Source organism: Citrobacter freundii complex sp. 2024EL-00216, assembly GCF_043945515.1.
Lineage (GTDB): Bacteria > Pseudomonadota > Gammaproteobacteria > Enterobacterales > Enterobacteriaceae > Citrobacter > Citrobacter portucalensis.
The window spans coordinates 127,640-142,562 of record NZ_JBIMRA010000012.1 but is presented as its reverse complement, the minus strand read 5'-3'; the positions used below and the strand labels follow the sequence as shown (position 1 = coordinate 142,562).

Annotated in this window: 15 protein-coding genes; 14 read left to right on the top strand and 1 reads right to left on the bottom strand. The window is 52.0% G+C overall.

The window, feature by feature from the left end; all coding sequences use genetic code 11:
- A partial coding sequence (locus tag ACHHZ7_RS16900; RefSeq protein ID WP_001680836.1) for an IS1 family transposase occupies nucleotides 1-70 on the bottom strand: 70 nt, incomplete at its 3' end.
- 628 nt (nucleotides 71-698) lie between these two features.
- On the opposite strand from ACHHZ7_RS16900, the gene ACHHZ7_RS16895 reads away from it, so the two are divergent.
- The 14 genes from ACHHZ7_RS16895 to cpsB all read left to right on the top strand — a co-directional run bounded on the left by ACHHZ7_RS16895 (nucleotide 699) and on the right by cpsB (nucleotide 14,835).
- Nucleotides 699-1,838 (top strand): polysaccharide export protein, encoded by a 1,140-nt coding sequence (locus ACHHZ7_RS16895; RefSeq protein WP_003834266.1) that lies wholly within the window; start codon nucleotides 699-701, stop codon nucleotides 1,836-1,838.
- A gap of 5 nt (nucleotides 1,839-1,843) precedes the next feature.
- Entirely contained in the window at nucleotides 1,844-2,293 is a 450-nt protein-coding gene (gene wzb, locus ACHHZ7_RS16890) for a low molecular weight protein-tyrosine-phosphatase Wzb (RefSeq protein WP_008785204.1), read from the top strand.
- Nucleotides 2,290-4,452, top strand: coding sequence for a tyrosine-protein kinase Wzc (gene wzc / locus ACHHZ7_RS16885; protein WP_191215612.1), 2,163 nt, complete (start codon nucleotides 2,290-2,292; stop codon nucleotides 4,450-4,452). Before wzb ends, wzc begins: the two co-directional genes overlap by 4 nt.
- 72 nt (nucleotides 4,453-4,524) lie before the next feature.
- A complete protein-coding gene (wcaA, locus tag ACHHZ7_RS16880) occupies nucleotides 4,525-5,367 on the top strand; it encodes a colanic acid biosynthesis glycosyltransferase WcaA (protein WP_008785202.1) in 843 nt (280 codons plus the stop codon).
- 2 nt (nucleotides 5,368-5,369) lie between these two features.
- Entirely contained in the window at nucleotides 5,370-5,858 is a 489-nt protein-coding gene (gene wcaB / locus ACHHZ7_RS16875) for a colanic acid biosynthesis acetyltransferase WcaB (protein WP_008785201.1), read from the top strand.
- On the top strand, nucleotides 5,855-7,072 hold the full coding sequence (gene wcaC / locus ACHHZ7_RS16870; RefSeq protein WP_060683571.1) for a colanic acid biosynthesis glycosyltransferase WcaC: 1,218 nt from the start codon (nucleotides 5,855-5,857) through the stop codon (nucleotides 7,070-7,072). Before wcaB ends, wcaC begins: the two co-directional genes overlap by 4 nt.
- A complete protein-coding gene (gene wcaD / locus ACHHZ7_RS16865; RefSeq protein WP_060683572.1) occupies nucleotides 7,047-8,264 on the top strand; it encodes a colanic acid polymerase WcaD in 1,218 nt (405 codons plus the stop codon). Before wcaC ends, wcaD begins: the two co-directional genes overlap by 26 nt.
- 5 nt (nucleotides 8,265-8,269) lie before the next feature.
- Nucleotides 8,270-9,016, top strand: a complete 747-nt coding sequence (gene wcaE / locus ACHHZ7_RS16860) for a colanic acid biosynthesis glycosyltransferase WcaE (protein WP_008785198.1) — start codon at nucleotides 8,270-8,272, stop codon at nucleotides 9,014-9,016.
- Between the two features lie 9 nt (nucleotides 9,017-9,025).
- Nucleotides 9,026-9,580 carry a colanic acid biosynthesis acetyltransferase WcaF gene (gene wcaF, locus ACHHZ7_RS16855; RefSeq protein WP_048235022.1) on the top strand — a complete coding sequence of 185 codons (555 nt, stop codon included), beginning with the start codon at nucleotides 9,026-9,028 and terminating at the stop codon, nucleotides 9,578-9,580.
- A gap of 24 nt (nucleotides 9,581-9,604) precedes the next feature.
- The gene (gene gmd, locus ACHHZ7_RS16850) at nucleotides 9,605-10,726 is read left to right on the top strand and encodes a GDP-mannose 4,6-dehydratase (RefSeq protein ID WP_048235024.1); all 1,122 of its coding nucleotides are present in this window, start codon (nucleotides 9,605-9,607) and stop codon (nucleotides 10,724-10,726) included.
- A 2-nt stretch (nucleotides 10,727-10,728) separates the two neighbouring features.
- The gene (locus tag ACHHZ7_RS16845; protein ID WP_060683573.1) at nucleotides 10,729-11,694 is read left to right on the top strand and encodes a GDP-L-fucose synthase; all 966 of its coding nucleotides are present in this window, start codon (nucleotides 10,729-10,731) and stop codon (nucleotides 11,692-11,694) included.
- A 2-nt stretch (nucleotides 11,695-11,696) separates the two neighbouring features.
- The gene (locus ACHHZ7_RS16840; protein WP_048215960.1) at nucleotides 11,697-12,176 is read left to right on the top strand and encodes a GDP-mannose mannosyl hydrolase; all 480 of its coding nucleotides are present in this window, start codon (nucleotides 11,697-11,699) and stop codon (nucleotides 12,174-12,176) included.
- Complete coding sequence (wcaI, locus tag ACHHZ7_RS16835; protein ID WP_060683574.1) at nucleotides 12,173-13,399, top strand: colanic acid biosynthesis fucosyltransferase WcaI; 1,227 nt, start codon at nucleotides 12,173-12,175, stop codon at nucleotides 13,397-13,399. Before ACHHZ7_RS16840 ends, wcaI begins: the two co-directional genes overlap by 4 nt.
- Nucleotides 13,399-14,835: a mannose-1-phosphate guanyltransferase gene (gene cpsB, locus ACHHZ7_RS16830; RefSeq protein WP_008785192.1), complete on the top strand. Its 1,437-nt coding sequence runs from the start codon at nucleotides 13,399-13,401 to the stop codon at nucleotides 14,833-14,835. Before wcaI ends, cpsB begins: the two co-directional genes overlap by 1 nt.
- Nucleotides 14,836-14,923 lie beyond the last annotated feature (88 nt).

Genomic DNA, 14,923 nt, shown 5'->3' with positions numbered 1-14,923 from the left:
TGCTTTTGCCGTTACGCACCACCCCGTCAGTAGCTGAACAGGAGGGACAGCTGATAGAAACAGAAGCCACTGGAGCACCTCAAAAACACCATCATACACTAAATCAGTAAGTTGGCAGCATCACCGGGATTTCTCTGTCGGTTATATCAGAACTGATGCAGGATAATAGCCTTAATGTAACTACAGGAAATGATTTTATTAATCTAAATATATTTAGGAAATATCGCAGGTGGAATATTTCTATATCAATATTGTCAATATCAATAAAATCCTAAAAATATATAAAACCGACGCTTAATATTAATCTTAAAAGCCAGGTATCGGCGGTTTGTTATCTTGCCTGATATTCGCATAGCTGCAACAATTCTTGCGGTAATAATCAAAAGATAAATATTTCCTCATCAATCAGTGGCGCCATTCCCGATGCGTTAACGCTGTAAATGTGATGAAAATAAAGGAGAAGATAAAAATTTAAATTAATCAGTGCATTGGTAGCTAGTGAAGCCAGGGGCGGTAGCGTGTCTGGTCGCCTGAAACAAGCCTAAATTATTCTGTCAAGAGACCGCAGATGAATTCATTTTTTTTAGGACTGATGCCAGTTAAATTCCATTTCAATTAACGGCAAGGTAAATACGTACAGGCGAAGTCGCTATTTAGATTGCATGTGATAAATACTCTGCCAAAGTGATAAATAATCAATGATGAAATCCAAACTTAAATTGATGCCAGTATTGGTATCGGTGATCTTGATAAACGGTTGTACCGTGCTTCCGGGCAGCAATATGTCTACGATGGGCAAAGATGTGATTAAACAGCAGGACGCTGATTTTGATATCGATCGCATGGTGAATGTTTATCCACTTACGCCACGGCTGGTCGAACAATTACGTCCTCGACCAAATGTTGCCCAGCCAAATATGTCGCTGGACCAGGAGATTTCCGGATATCAGTACCGGGTCGGCCCGGGGGATGTCCTGAATGTGACCGTCTGGGACCATCCTGAACTCACCACGCCAGCTGGGCAGTACCGTAGCTCAAGCGATACCGGCAACTGGGTGCAGCCTGATGGCACCATGTTTTACCCCTACATCGGCAAAGTCAGCGTGGTGGGAAAAACGTTGGCAGAGATTCGTAGTGATATTACCGGGCGCTTAGCGAAGTACATTGCTGACCCGCAGGTGGACGTTAATATCGCCGCTTTCCGCTCGCAGAAGGCCTATGTCTCCGGGCAGGTGAACAAATCCGGCCAGCAGGCCATCACCAACGTACCGCTTACCGTTCTCGATGCCATTAACGCCGCTGGCGGTCTCACCGAGGCAGCAGACTGGCGCAACGTTGTACTGACTCATAAAGGGCAGGAGCAACGTATTTCACTGCAAGCGCTGATGCAAAATGGCGACCTGAGCCAGAACCGGCTGCTCTATCCTGGCGACATTCTGTTTGTTCCGCGTAATGACGATCTGAAAGTCTTCGTAATGGGGGAAGTGAAAAAACAGAGCACCCTCAAAATGGACTTCAGCGGCATGACGCTTACCGAAGCGCTGGGCAATGCCGAAGGTATTGACCTGACCACCTCCAATGCCAGCGGCATTTTCGTTATTCGACCATTGAAAGGTGAGGGCGGGAACAACGGCAAGATCGCCAATATCTATCAGCTTGATATGTCCGATGCGACGTCGCTGGTGATGGCAACATCATTCCGACTCCAGCCATACGATGTGGTGTACGTCACTACCGCGCCGGTTGCTCGCTGGAACCGTTTGATCAATCAGTTGCTGCCGACTATTAGCGGTGTTCGCTATATGACGGACACGGCCAGCGACCTTCACAACTGGTAATCATCATGTTTAACAAAATCTTAGTTGTCTGTGTGGGGAACATTTGTCGTTCCCCGACGGCAGAGCGCTTATTAAGGCAATTTCATCCGGCGTTAACGGTCTCTTCAGCCGGTCTTGGGGCGCTGGTGGGGAAAGGCGCGGATCCGTGTGCTATTAGCGTGGCGCAGGAGCACAACCTGTCACTGGATAATCATTGTGCCCGGCAGATCTCGGGACGAATGTGCCGGGAGTATGACCTGATCCTGACCATGGAAAAGCGCCATATCTCTGCCTTGTGTGAAATGGTGCCGGAGATGCGCGGCAAAGTGATGCTTTTTGGGCACTGGGACAGCGAGCGCGAAATTCCCGATCCGTATCGTAAAAGCCGTGATGCGTTTGACGCGGTGTACGCATTACTTGAACGGTCTGCCCGCCAATGGGCTCAGGCACTGAACGCAGAGCAGGGAAAACAATGACAGAAAAAGTTAAACAGTCTGCTGCGCCGGTAACGGGCAATGATGAAATCGATATTGGTCGTCTGGTTGCAACGGTGGTGGAAGCCCGCTGGTGGGTATTAGGTATTACCACGGCTTTTGCATTGTGTGCCGCGGTCTACACGCTGTTCGCCACACCCATCTACAGTGCGGACGCGCTGGTGCAAATTGAGCAAAATACCGGAAATTCACTGGTGCAGGATATTGGCTCGGCGTTGTCGAACAAACCGCCGGCCTCGGAAGCGGAAATTCAGCTCATCCAGTCGCGTCTGGTATTAGGGAAAACGGTAGACGATCTTAACCTCGATATCGCCGTTACCAAAGATACATTCCCTATTTTTGGCGCGGGCTGGGACCGGCTGATGGGCCGCCAGAACGAAACGGTTAATGTGACCACCTTCACGCTGCCAAAGGCAATGAATGAACAGACCTTCACGCTCAATGTGCTGAATGACACAAGCTATCAACTGGTGAGTGACGGGGGTTTTAGCGCCCGGGGGCAAGTCGGCAAAGTGTTGGAACACGATGGCGTGACGATGCTGGTTGAGGCGATTCATGCCAGCCCGGAGAGCCAATTTACCGTCAGCAAATTCTCCACGCTGGGCATGATAAACACCCTGCAAAATAATCTGATGGTGGCGGAAACAGGCAAAGACACCGGCGTATTGAGCCTGACGTTTACCGGTGAAGACCGCGAGCAAATCCGCCAGATCCTCGACAGTATTACCCGCAACTATCTGCAACAAAACGTGGAACGTAAATCCGAAGAGGCTGCCAAAAGTCTGGCGTTTCTGGCAAAGCAACTGCCTGAGGTGCGTAATCGGCTGGACGTTGCTGAAAACAAGCTGAACGCCTTTCGTCAGGATAAAGACTCCGTGGATTTGCCGCTGGAAGCCAAAGCGGTGCTGGATTCGATGGTGAATATCGATGCGCAGCTGAATGAACTGACCTTCAAAGAAGCGGAGATTTCCAAGCTGTTCACCAAAGCGCATCCGGCGTACCGCACGCTGCTGGAAAAACGCCAGGCGCTGGAAGATGAGAAAAGTAAGCTGAACGGGCGCGTAACGGCGATGCCGAAAACGCAGCAGGAAATTGTTCGTCTGACGCGTGATGTGGAGTCCGGTCAGCAGGTCTATATGCAGTTGCTGAACAAGCAACAGGAACTGAAGATTACCGAGGCCAGTACGGTCGGTGATGTGCGCATTGTCGATCCCGCGATTGCCCAACCTGGCGTGCTGAAGCCGAAAACGGCGCTGATTATTCTCGGCAGTATCATTCTCGGTTTAATGCTTTCGGTGGTGGGCGTACTGCTGCGTTCTCTGTTTAATCGCGGTATTGAAAGCCCGCAGGCGCTGGAAGAGCATGGTATCAGCGTGTATGCCAGTATTCCGCTATCTGAATGGCAAAAAGCGCGTGATAACGTTCAGACCATTAAAGGTGTGAAACGCTACAAGCAAAGCCAGCTGTTGGCCGTGGGGAATCCAACGGATCTCGCCATAGAAGCGGTCCGTAGCCTGCGTACCAGCCTGCACTTTGCCATGATGCAGGCGCGTAACAACGTGTTGATGCTGACCGGCGTCAGCCCGTCGATTGGTAAAACGTTTGTCTGCGCCAACCTGGCGGCAGTCATCAGCCAGACCAACAAACGCGTGCTGTTGATCGACTGCGATATGCGCAAAGGCTATACCCACGAACTGCTGGGGACCAATAACGTCAACGGCCTGTCTGAGATCCTGATTGGCAAGGGGGATATCTCATCCAGCGCCAAACCGACATCGATTCCGCATTTTGATCTGATCCCTCGTGGTCAAATCCCTCCCAATCCTTCCGAGCTGTTGATGAGCGAACGTTTCGGCGAACTGATTGCCTGGGCCAGCTCGCACTATGACCTGGTGTTGATTGACACCCCACCAATTCTGGCGGTGACCGACGCGGCGATTGTTGGCCGTCATGTCGGCACCACGCTGATGGTGGCGCGTTATGCGGTCAACACGCTGAAAGAGGTGGAAACCAGCCTGAGTCGCTTCGAGCAAAACGGCATTCAGGTGAAAGGGGTGATCCTCAACTCGATCTTCCGCCGTGCCAGCGGGTATCAGGATTACGGCTACTACGAATACGAATACACGTCGGATGCGAAATAAATCACCAACCCTGCCGGATGCGGCGAAAACGCCTTATCCGGCCTACAAAAGCGTATCTATCCGGAAACGAAAATGACGACAGAAAACCCGCTAATTTCAATTTATATGCCAACCTGGAACCGCCAGCAGCTGGCCATTCGGGCGATTAAATCGGTGTTGCGCCAGGACTACCCTCACTGGGAGATGATCATTGTGGATGATTGCTCTTCCTCATATGAGCAGTTGCAGCAGTTTGTTGAGGAACTCAACGATCCGCGCGTGTCGTATACGCATAATTCCACCAACTCCGGGGCCTGTGCGGTGCGTAATCAGGCCATTATGCTGGCCAACGGGCAATACATTACGGGGATTGATGATGATGATGAATGGACGCCGAACCGCCTGAGCGTGTTCCTGCAGTATCGGCATCAACTGGTCACACGGGCGTTTCTGTATGCCAATGACTATGTCTGTGAGGGCGAAGTGTATTCGCAGCCGACCAGTCTGCCGCTCTATCCGAAGTCCGTTTATTCACGCCGCAGGTTTTATAAGCGCAACATCATTGGTAATCAGGTATTTACCTGGGCATGGCGGTTTAAAGCATGCCTGTTCGATACCACGCTGAAAGCGGCGCAGGATTACGACATCTTCCTGCGCATGGTGGTGGCGTATGGCAAACCGTGGAAGGTCAAAGAGGCGACGCAGATCCTGCATGTGAATCACGGCGAGATGCGTATTACCTCATCGCCGAATAAATTCTCCGGCTACTTTCAGTTTTACCGCAAGCACAAAGGCAAATTTGACCGGGCCAGCAAGAAATATCAGTTGTTTACCCTCTATCAGATCCGCAACAAACGGATGAACTGGCGCACGCTGCTGACGCTGCTTTCTGTTCGCAACAGTAAGCGTCTGGCCGACGGACTGCGAGGACGCTAAGTATGCTGGAAGATTTACGCGCGAACGGCTGGAGTCTGCGCCCCTGCTGCATGGTGGTGGCCTATCGGATTGCCCATTTTTGCTCCGTCTGGCGTAAAAAAAACATCATAAACAACCTGTGGGCGGCGCCGGTGCTGGTGCTGTATCGCCTTATCACCGAATGCCTGTTTGGCTATGAAATTCAGGCTGCTGCATCAATCGGTCGTCGTTTCACCATCCATCATGGTTATGGGGTGGTTATCAATAAAAACGTGGTGGCGGGGGATGATTTTACCCTACGCCACGGCGTCACTATCGGCAATCTTGGTGCCAACGATCCATCTTGTCCGGTCATCGGTAACGGCGTTGAGTTGGGGGCCAATGTCACTCTGCTCGGCGACGTTGCTATTGGAGATAACGTGACGATTGGCGCCGGGAGCGTCGTGGTGGATAGCGTCCCGGACAATACGCTGGTCGTGGGCGAGAAGGCACGGGTGAAGGTAATAAAATGAAGATATTACAGTTTAATGTGCGACTCGCAGAAGGTGGTGCAGCAGGCGTGGCGTTAGATTTGCATCTGAGGTCGCTGGAAAAAGGACTGTCGTCGCGCTTTGTGTACGGCTATGGCAAAGGTGGCAAGAAAAGCGCCAGCCACAGGGATTATCCGCATGTTATCAAACATACGCCGCGTCTGACATCGGTGGCGAATATTGCGCTATTTCGTTTCGCGAACCGCGACATGTTTGGCAATCTCAACAAGTTATACCGTGAAGTTACCTGCACCAGCGGCCCACTGGTACTGCATTTTCACGTGTTGCACAGCTACTGGTTGAACCTGGAAGAGGTGGTGACCTTTTGCCAAAAAGTGAAGGCGCATAAACCGGATATCACTTTCGTCTGGACGCTGCACGATCATTGGAGCGTGACCGGGCGCTGTGCCTTTACCGATGGCTGCGAAGGCTGGAAAACGGGCTGTCAGAAATGCCCAACGCTCAGCAACTATCCGCCGGTAAAAGTCGATAAAGCCCATCAGCAGTTGCCCGGTAAGCGGCAGATGTTCCGTGCCATGTTGGCGCTGGGCTGCCAGTTTATCTCGCCCAGTCAACATGTGGCCGACGCATTCAACAGCCTGTATGGCGTGGGACGCTGCCGCGTTATCAATAATGGCATTGATGTGGCAACCGAAGCCATTCTTGCCGAACTACCCGCGATGCCTGCGGAGAGCGGTCGGCCGAAAATTGCCGTGGTGGCTCATGACCTGCGCTATGACGGCAAAACCAGTCAACAACTGGTGCGAGCGATTAGCGCGCTTGGGGACAAAATTGAGCTGCATACCTTCGGCAAATTTTCGCCATTTGCGGGAGATAACGTCATCAACCACGGTTTTGAGAGCGATAAGCGCACGTTGATGAGTGCGCTTAACCAGATGGATGGACTGGTGTTCAGCTCCCGTGTCGATAACTACCCGCTGATTTTGTGTGAAGCGCTTTCCATCGGCGTACCGGTAATTGCCACGCACAGCGATGCCGCGCAGGAAGTGCTGGCCAAATCAGGCGGCAAAACGTTCAGCGAAGCGGACGTATTGCAGCTGGTGCAGCTGAAAAAATCAGACATTGCGCAGGCGGTATTTGACACGTCCCTTACCGCGTTCAGTCAACGCAGTCGGGTGGCATACAGTGGGCAACAGATGCTGGAGGAATATGTCTCGTTCTATCAGAATCTGTAGCTATCTGGTGCTACCGCTGCTTTATCTGCTGGTTAACGTCAAACTCGCCCAGCTTGGCGAGAGCTTCCCGATAACTATCGTCACCTTCTTACCCGTTCTGCTGTTGCTGTTTGTCGAGCGCATCAATATCAAAAAATTAATGATCGCACTGGGGGTAGGGGGCGGGCTGACGGCGTTTAACTACCTGTTCGGTCAATCACTGGATGCCAGTAAGTACGTAACGTCAGCGATGCTGTTTGTTTATACCGTGGTGATCATTGGCATGGTGTGGAGTATTCGCTTCAAAACCATTTCGCCGCATAACTACGCTAAGATCTTGCGGTTTTTCTGGCTGGTAGTGGGACTGGTGGTGGGGTTAGCTGCGGTTGAAATGGCGCAGATAATTCTCAGCGGCGGCAGCAGTTTAATGGAAGTTATTTCGAAATATCTTATTTACAGTAACAGCTATGTTCTGAACTTTATTAAGTTTGGTGGGAAACGTACCACTGCGCTCTATTTCGAACCGGCATTCTTCGCTCTGGCGTTAATCTCAATTTGGCTCAGTATCAAACAGTTTGGTATCAAAACACCTAAGTCCGATGCTATGATTCTGGCAGGGATTATATTATCAGGATCGTTTTCAGGGGTAATGACGTTTATTTTGTTTTACCTCCTGGAGTGGGCGTTTCAGTACCTGAATAAGGATGCGATAAAAAAGAAGCTACCGCTGGCGATAATCTCATTAAGCGTGTTTTTAGTTGGGGTGATATTTGCTTTTCCGTACATCGCAACGCGGCTTGGTGATTTAGGAACTGAAGGTTCGTCATCGTATTATCGTATCGTAGGACCATTGGTGATGGTCGGTTATTCATTACTGAATGTTGATGGCGTAGTGAGATTTGGCTCACTTTATGAATACGTTGCGTCATTCGGAATTTTTAACGGTGCAGATGTCGGTAAAACAATAGACAATGGTTTGTATCTGCTGATTATTTATTTTTCATGGTTCGCGGTGATATTAGCCCTATGGTACATGGGGAAGGTCATGAAAATGATGATCAATGCGTTTGGCGATAATCAGAATTATCGGGTGCAGCTTTATCTTTTTACACCGTTGTCACTGTTTTTTACAGGTTCAGTATTTAGTCCGGAATACGCATTTTTAATTGTGTGTCCGTTTATATTGCGCAAGGCGCTGAATATCGCGAGGTAACTCACATGCTGCTCAGTATCATTACCGTCGCCTTTCGCAATCTGGAAGGGATCGTCAAAACTCACGCATCGCTGGCACATCTGGCGCAAGCGGGTGATATCAGTTTTGAGTGGATTGTTGTTGATGGCGGCTCCTCGGATGGTACGTCGGCGTTTCTTGAAGGGCTCAGTGGGGAACACCGGTTACGGTTTGTCAGCGAGCCGGATAACGGCATCTATGATGCGATGAACAAAGGCATCGCGATGGCGCGCGGACGGTTCGCGCTGTTCCTCAACTCCGGGGATATTCTGCATGCGGATGCGGCACATTTTATCCGCCAGCTAAAAATGCAGAGCGACCAAACCATGGTCATTGGAGATGCGTTGCTGGATTTCGGCAATGGCAACAAAATTAAGCGCCGGGCAAAACCGGGTTGGTATATTTATCACAGCCTGCCCGCCAGTCATCAGGCGATATTCTTTCCGCTCTCAGGACTGAATGTCTGGCATTATGATTTGCAATATAAAATATCGTCTGATTACGCGTTGGCAGCCCAATTATACAAGTCCGGTTACGCTTTTAAAAAGTTGAGCGGGTTGGTATCGGAGTTTTCTATGGGCGGAGTGTCAACGACGAATAATCTGGAATTGTGTCGGGATGCCAAAAAAGTACAGCGCCAGATATTACACATGCCAGGTTTTTGGACCGGTTTGTCAGAATATTTACGTCTGCGCACAACCGGTAAAACAAAAACCTTATATGGGAAAACGTAAGGGCATATTATGCAGGACTTAAGCGGATTTAAAGTGCCTGGAGGTTTTCGCGGCGGTGGTGCTATTAAAGTGCAATTATGGTGGGCGGTGCAAGCAACATTATTTCGCTGGTCTCCACAGGTCATGTATCGCTGGCGTGCATTTTTATTACGAATGTTTGGCGCAAAAATAGGAAAAAACGTAGTCATTCGGCCTTCAGTAAAAATTACTTATCCGTGGAAATTAACCCTGGGAGATTATGCCTGGGTGGGTGACGACGCGGTTTTATATACGTTAGGTGATATTACGATTGGCGCCCATGCGGTTATTTCGCAAAAAAGTTATTTATGCACCGGGAGTCATGATTATGCCAGTCAACATTTTGATATTAACGCCACGCCGATTGTGGTTGGCGCTAAATGCTGGCTGGCGACAGATGTCTTTGTCGCGCCTGGCGTGACGATTGGCGATGGCACCGTCGTTGGAGCACGAAGCAGCGTATTTAAATCGCTGCCAGCAAATGTCATTTGTCGGGGAAATCCCGCAGTAGTCACGCGCGAACGCGTCGAGAAAGTTACTCCCTGAGGGGATCACTGAAGAGGTTATAACATGTCAAAAGTCGCTCTCATTACTGGCGTAACCGGGCAGGATGGTTCTTACCTGGCAGAACTCCTGCTGGAAAAAGGGTACGAAGTACACGGTATTAAGCGTCGCGCTTCATCATTCAACACCGAACGTGTGGACCACATCTACCAGGATCCGCATTCAGGCAATCCCAAATTTCATCTGCACTATGGTGATTTGACGGATTCATCCAACCTGACCCGTATTTTAAAAGAGGTCCAACCGGATGAGGTCTATAACCTGGGCGCCATGAGTCACGTCGCGGTGTCGTTTGACTCACCGGAATACACCGCAGACGTTGATGCGATCGGCACCTTGCGTTTGCTGGAGGCGATCCGCTTCCTTGGTCTGGAGAAAAAGACCCGTTTTTATCAGGCGTCCACCTCTGAGCTGTACGGTCTGGTACAGGAAATCCCGCAGAAAGAGAGCACGCCGTTCTATCCGCGTTCACCGTATGCCGTTGCCAAGCTGTACGCCTACTGGATCACCGTCAACTACCGCGAGTCTTACGGGATGTATGCCTGTAACGGCATTCTGTTCAACCACGAATCTCCGCGCCGCGGCGAAACCTTTGTCACTCGCAAAATTACCCGGGCGATCGCCAACATCGCTCAGGGGCTGGAGTCTTGCCTGTACCTGGGCAACATGGATTCACTGCGCGACTGGGGGCATGCCAAAGATTACGTCAGGATGCAGTGGATGATGCTGCAGCAGGATAAGCCGGAAGATTTCGTGATTGCCACCGGCGTGCAGTATTCCGTGCGTCAGTTTGTAGAAATGGCGGCGGCGCAACTGGGTATCAAACTGCGTTTTGAAGGTGAGGGCGTGAATGAAAAAGGCATTGTGGTTTCTGTGACCGGACACGATGCGCCGGGGGTGAAACCCGGGGATGTCATGATTGCCGTTGACCCGCGCTACTTCCGTCCGGCTGAGGTGGAAACGCTGCTGGGCGATCCGGCCAAAGCACATGAAAAACTGGGCTGGAAACCGGAAATCACGCTGCGCCAGATGATCTCGGAAATGGTTGCCAACGATCTTGATGCGGCGAAGAAACATTCCCTGCTCAAGTCGCACGGTTACGAGGTCGCTATCGCGCTGGAGTACTGAGGATGAAGACACAACGTATTTTTGTGGCGGGCCATCGCGGGATGGTGGGGGCCGCCATCGTCAGACAACTGGCGCAGCGAGATAACGTAGAACTGGTGCTGCGTACCCGCGACCAGCTTAATCTGCTGGACGCCGGTGCGGTGCAGGCGTTCTTTGCCGCTGAACGTATTGACCAGGTTTATCTGGCGGCGGCAAAAGTGGGGGGGATTGTGGCGAACAATACTTATCCTGCTGATTTTATTTATGAAAATATGATGATTGAGAGCAACATTATTCATGCAGCGCATCTGCATAACGTGAATAAACTGTTGTTCCTCGGGTCATCCTGTATTTATCCCAAGCAAGCCACCCAGCCAATCGCCGAAAGTGAACTCTTGCAAGGGCAACTGGAGCCGACCAATGAGCCGTATGCGATTGCCAAAATTGCCGGTATCAAGCTGTGCGAATCGTATAACCGACAGTATGGCCGCGATTATCGCTCGGTGATGCCGACCAATCTGTACGGACCGCATGACAACTTTCATCCGAGTAATTCGCATGTGATCCCGGCGCTGCTGCGCCGCTTTCATGAGGCTCGCGAGCAAAATACGCCGGATGTGGTGGTGTGGGGAAGCGGGACGCCAATGCGTGAATTTCTGCATGTCGACGATATGGCGGCGGCCAGTATCCACGTGATGGATCTGGCTCAGGAAGTGTTGCAGGAATATACCCAACCAATGCTGTCGCATATCAACGTGGGCACTGGCGTGGACTGCACCATCCGTGAACTGGCCCAGACTATCGCGCAGGTCGTGGGTTACAAGGGGCGCGTGGTGTTTGACGCCGGCAAACCGGACGGCACGCCGCGCAAATTACTCGATGTTACGCGTCTGCATCAGTTGGGCTGGTATCACGAGATATCTCTGGAAGCGGGGCTTGCCAGTACATATCAGTGGTTCCTTGAAAACCAGCAGCGTTACCGGGGGTAAGCATGTTTTTACGTCATGAGGATTTTGCCACCGTTGTACGTTCAACTCCGCTGATTTCCATCGATTTGATCGTGGAAAACGCCCAAGGCGAATTTCTGCTTGGCAAGCGCCTCAATCGTCCGGCGCAGGGGTACTGGTTCGTGCCCGGCGGTCGGGTGCAAAAAGATGAACCGCTGCGCGCGGCCTTTGAGCGGCTGACTGACGCTGAGCTGGGGTTACGTTTACCGCTGTCCGCTGCAGAGTTTTACGGGGTCTGGCAGCACTTCTATGACGACAACTTTTCCGGGGAAGATTTCTCAACGCATTACATCGTGCTGGGATTTCGTCTGCGGGTGTCGGAAAACGACCTGCAACTGCCTGATGTTCAACATGACGCGTACCGCTGGCTGACAATTGAAGAGATCCTGGCCAGTGACCACGTGCACGACAACAGCCGGGCTTACTTCTGTGAGAAGAGTCAGGCCGGAGTACCCGGGCTATGAAGATCCTTGTGTATGGCATCAACTATTCGCCGGAGTTGACCGGTATCGGTAAATACACCGGTGAAATGGTGGAGTGGATGGCGCAACAGGGGCATGACGTACGGGTGATCACTGCGCCGCCTTATTATCCGCAGTGGAAGGTCAACGGTCGCTATTCATCCTGGCGCTATCGTCGTGAAGAGGGCGATGCCATCGTCTGGCGTTGTCCGCTGTATGTGCCTGAGCAGCCTTCTACGCTCAAGCGCTTGCTGCATCTAGGCAGTTTCGCCCTGAGCAGTTTCTTCCCGCTGCTGGCGCAGCGCCGCTGGAAGCCGGATCGCATCATTGGGGTAGTGCCGACGCTGTTTTGTACGCCGGGCATGCGCCTGCTGGCGAAGCTGTCCGGGGCGCGCACGCTGCTGCATATTCAGGATTACGAAGTTGATGCCATGCTGGGGCTTGGCATGGCGGGCAATGGCAAGCGTGGCGCGGTGGAAAAACTGGCCAGCGCCTTTGAGCGCAGTGGGCTGTTGAATATGGATCATATTTCGACCATTTCTCGCTCAATGATGAATAAAGCGCAGGAGAAGGGCGTTGATGCACAGAAGGTCATTTTCTTTCCGAACTGGTCAGAAGTAGCGCGCTTTCGTGACGTGAACGACGCCGATGCTCTGGCGTTGCGCCAGCAACTGGGCTTGCCTGATGATAAAAAAATCATTCTCTACTCAGGCAATATCGGTGAAAAGCAAGGGCTGGAAAGTGTGATCGACGCAGCGGCCCTGTTGAGCGAACAGCCCTGGCTGTTTGTGATTGTCGGGCAGGGCGGGGGTAAAGCGCGGCTGGAGAGTATGTCTGGCGAACGCTGCCTGAACAATGTGATGTTCTTTCCGCTGCAATCTTATGATGCGCTGCCTGCGCTGCTCAAGATGGCGGACTGCCATCTGGTGGTACAAAAGCGCGGTGCGGCGGATGCCGTATTGCCCTCCAAACTGACCAACATCCTCGCCGTTGGCGGTAACGCGGTGATTACCGCCGAACCTGAGACCGAGTTGGGTCAGCTGTGTGACGCTCACCCAGGCATCGCGGTGTGTGTCGAGCCTGAATCAGTGAATGCGCTGGTTGGCGGGATTCAACAGGCGCTAACCATGCCAAAAGTTAACACGGTGGCACGTGAGTATGCCGAACGCACGCTGGATAAAGAAAACGTGCTGAGCCAATTTATTGCAGATATTCGGGGTACATGATGAGTCAAAACAAACTCTTTCCGGTGGTGATGGCCGGTGGCTCGGGTAGCCGTTTATGGCCACTGTCCCGCGTGCTGTATCCAAAGCAGTTCCTGTGTCTGAAAGGCGATCTCACCATGCTGCAGACAACGATCTGTCGTCTGAACGGCGTGGAGTGTGAAAGCCCGGTAGTTATCTGTAATGAACAACACCGTTTCATTGTGGCGGAACAGCTACGGCAACTGCACAAGCTGACTGAGAATATTATTCTCGAACCCGCCGGACGTAACACGGCACCGGCGATAGCGCTGGCCGCGCTGGCGGCAAAACGTCAAAGTCCGGGGGAAGATCCGCTGCTGTTGGTATTGGCGGCCGATCACATGATTGCCGATGAAGAGGCATTTCGAGAGGCGGTTCGCAATGCAATGCCGTATGCCAGCGCGGGTAAGCTGGTGACGTTTGGTATCGTGCCGGACCAGCCGGAGACCGGCTACGGCTATATCCGTCGCGGCGAGGTTTCGCCGACCAATACCGACGCCGTGGCTTTTGAGGTGGCGCAGTTTGTTGAAAAGCCCAATCTGGAAACCGCGCAGGCTTACGTGGCGAGCGGCGACTACTACTGGAACAGCGGCATGTTTCTGTTCCGGGCCGGGCGCTATCTGGAAGAACTGAAAAAATATCGCCCCGACATTCTTGAGGCCTGCGAAAACGCCATGAGTACGGTTGACCCCGATCTCGATTTTATCCGCGTTGATGAACAGGCGTTTCTCGCCTGCCCGGAAGAGTCTGTGGACTATGCGGTAATGGAGCGTACGGCCGATGCGGTGGTGATGCCCATGAACGCAGGCTGGAGCGATGTTGGCTCCTGGTCATCATTGTGGGAAATCAGCGCCCATACTGCTGAAGGTAATGTGCATCATGGTGACGTCATTAGCCATAAAACGGAAAACAGCTACGTGTATGCCGAATCTGGCCTGGTGACGACCGTCGGGGTGAAGGATCTGGTGGTGGTGCAGACCAAAGATGCGGTGCTGATCGCCGATCGCAACGCGGTGCAGGACGTCAAAAAAGTGGTGGAGCAAATTAAAGCTGACGGACGACATGAACACCATATTCACCGTGAAGTTTACCGTCCATGGGGCAAGTACGACTCTATTGATGCCGGAGACCGTTACCAGGTGAAGCGGATTACCGTTAAACCCGGTGAGGGATTGTCCGTGCAGATGCATCATCACCGGGCTGAACACTGGGTTGTGGTGGCTGGTACCGCGAAGGTGACAATCAATGACGACATCAAACTGCTCGCTGAAAACGAGTCTGTCTATATTCCGCTGGGGGCGACCCATTGTCTGGAGAACCCGGGGAAAATCCCGCTCGATCTGATTGAAGTGCGCTCCGGATCTTACCTCGATGAGGATGATGTGGTGCGGTTTGCGGACAGATACGGGCGTACCTGATGCCGGATGCGCTGCGCTTATCCAGCCTACAACACCGTAGGGCCGATAAGCGAAGCGCGCCGGGAAATGCATTTAACACTCATTAAAA

What these genes read in the sequence shown, in the direction of transcription:
- ACHHZ7_RS16895 (WP_003834266.1), top strand. Translation starts at nt 699, where the DNA reads ATGATGAAATCCAAACTTAAATTGATGCCAGTATTGGTATCGGTGATC.
- wzb (WP_008785204.1), top strand. Translation starts at nt 1,844, where the DNA reads ATGTTTAACAAAATCTTAGTTGTCTGTGTGGGGAACATTTGTCGTTCC.
- wzc (WP_191215612.1), top strand. Translation starts at nt 2,290, where the DNA reads ATGACAGAAAAAGTTAAACAGTCTGCTGCGCCGGTAACGGGCAATGAT.
- wcaA (WP_008785202.1), top strand. Translation starts at nt 4,525, where the DNA reads ATGACGACAGAAAACCCGCTAATTTCAATTTATATGCCAACCTGGAAC.
- wcaB (WP_008785201.1), top strand. Translation starts at nt 5,370, where the DNA reads ATGCTGGAAGATTTACGCGCGAACGGCTGGAGTCTGCGCCCCTGCTGC.
- wcaC (WP_060683571.1), top strand. Translation starts at nt 5,855, where the DNA reads ATGAAGATATTACAGTTTAATGTGCGACTCGCAGAAGGTGGTGCAGCA.
- wcaD (WP_060683572.1), top strand. Translation starts at nt 7,047, where the DNA reads ATGTCTCGTTCTATCAGAATCTGTAGCTATCTGGTGCTACCGCTGCTT.
- wcaE (WP_008785198.1), top strand. Translation starts at nt 8,270, where the DNA reads ATGCTGCTCAGTATCATTACCGTCGCCTTTCGCAATCTGGAAGGGATC.
- wcaF (WP_048235022.1), top strand. Translation starts at nt 9,026, where the DNA reads ATGCAGGACTTAAGCGGATTTAAAGTGCCTGGAGGTTTTCGCGGCGGT.
- gmd (WP_048235024.1), top strand. Translation starts at nt 9,605, where the DNA reads ATGTCAAAAGTCGCTCTCATTACTGGCGTAACCGGGCAGGATGGTTCT.
- ACHHZ7_RS16845 (WP_060683573.1), top strand. Translation starts at nt 10,729, where the DNA reads ATGAAGACACAACGTATTTTTGTGGCGGGCCATCGCGGGATGGTGGGG.
- ACHHZ7_RS16840 (WP_048215960.1), top strand. Translation starts at nt 11,697, where the DNA reads ATGTTTTTACGTCATGAGGATTTTGCCACCGTTGTACGTTCAACTCCG.
- wcaI (WP_060683574.1), top strand. Translation starts at nt 12,173, where the DNA reads ATGAAGATCCTTGTGTATGGCATCAACTATTCGCCGGAGTTGACCGGT.
- cpsB (WP_008785192.1), top strand. Translation starts at nt 13,399, where the DNA reads ATGAGTCAAAACAAACTCTTTCCGGTGGTGATGGCCGGTGGCTCGGGT.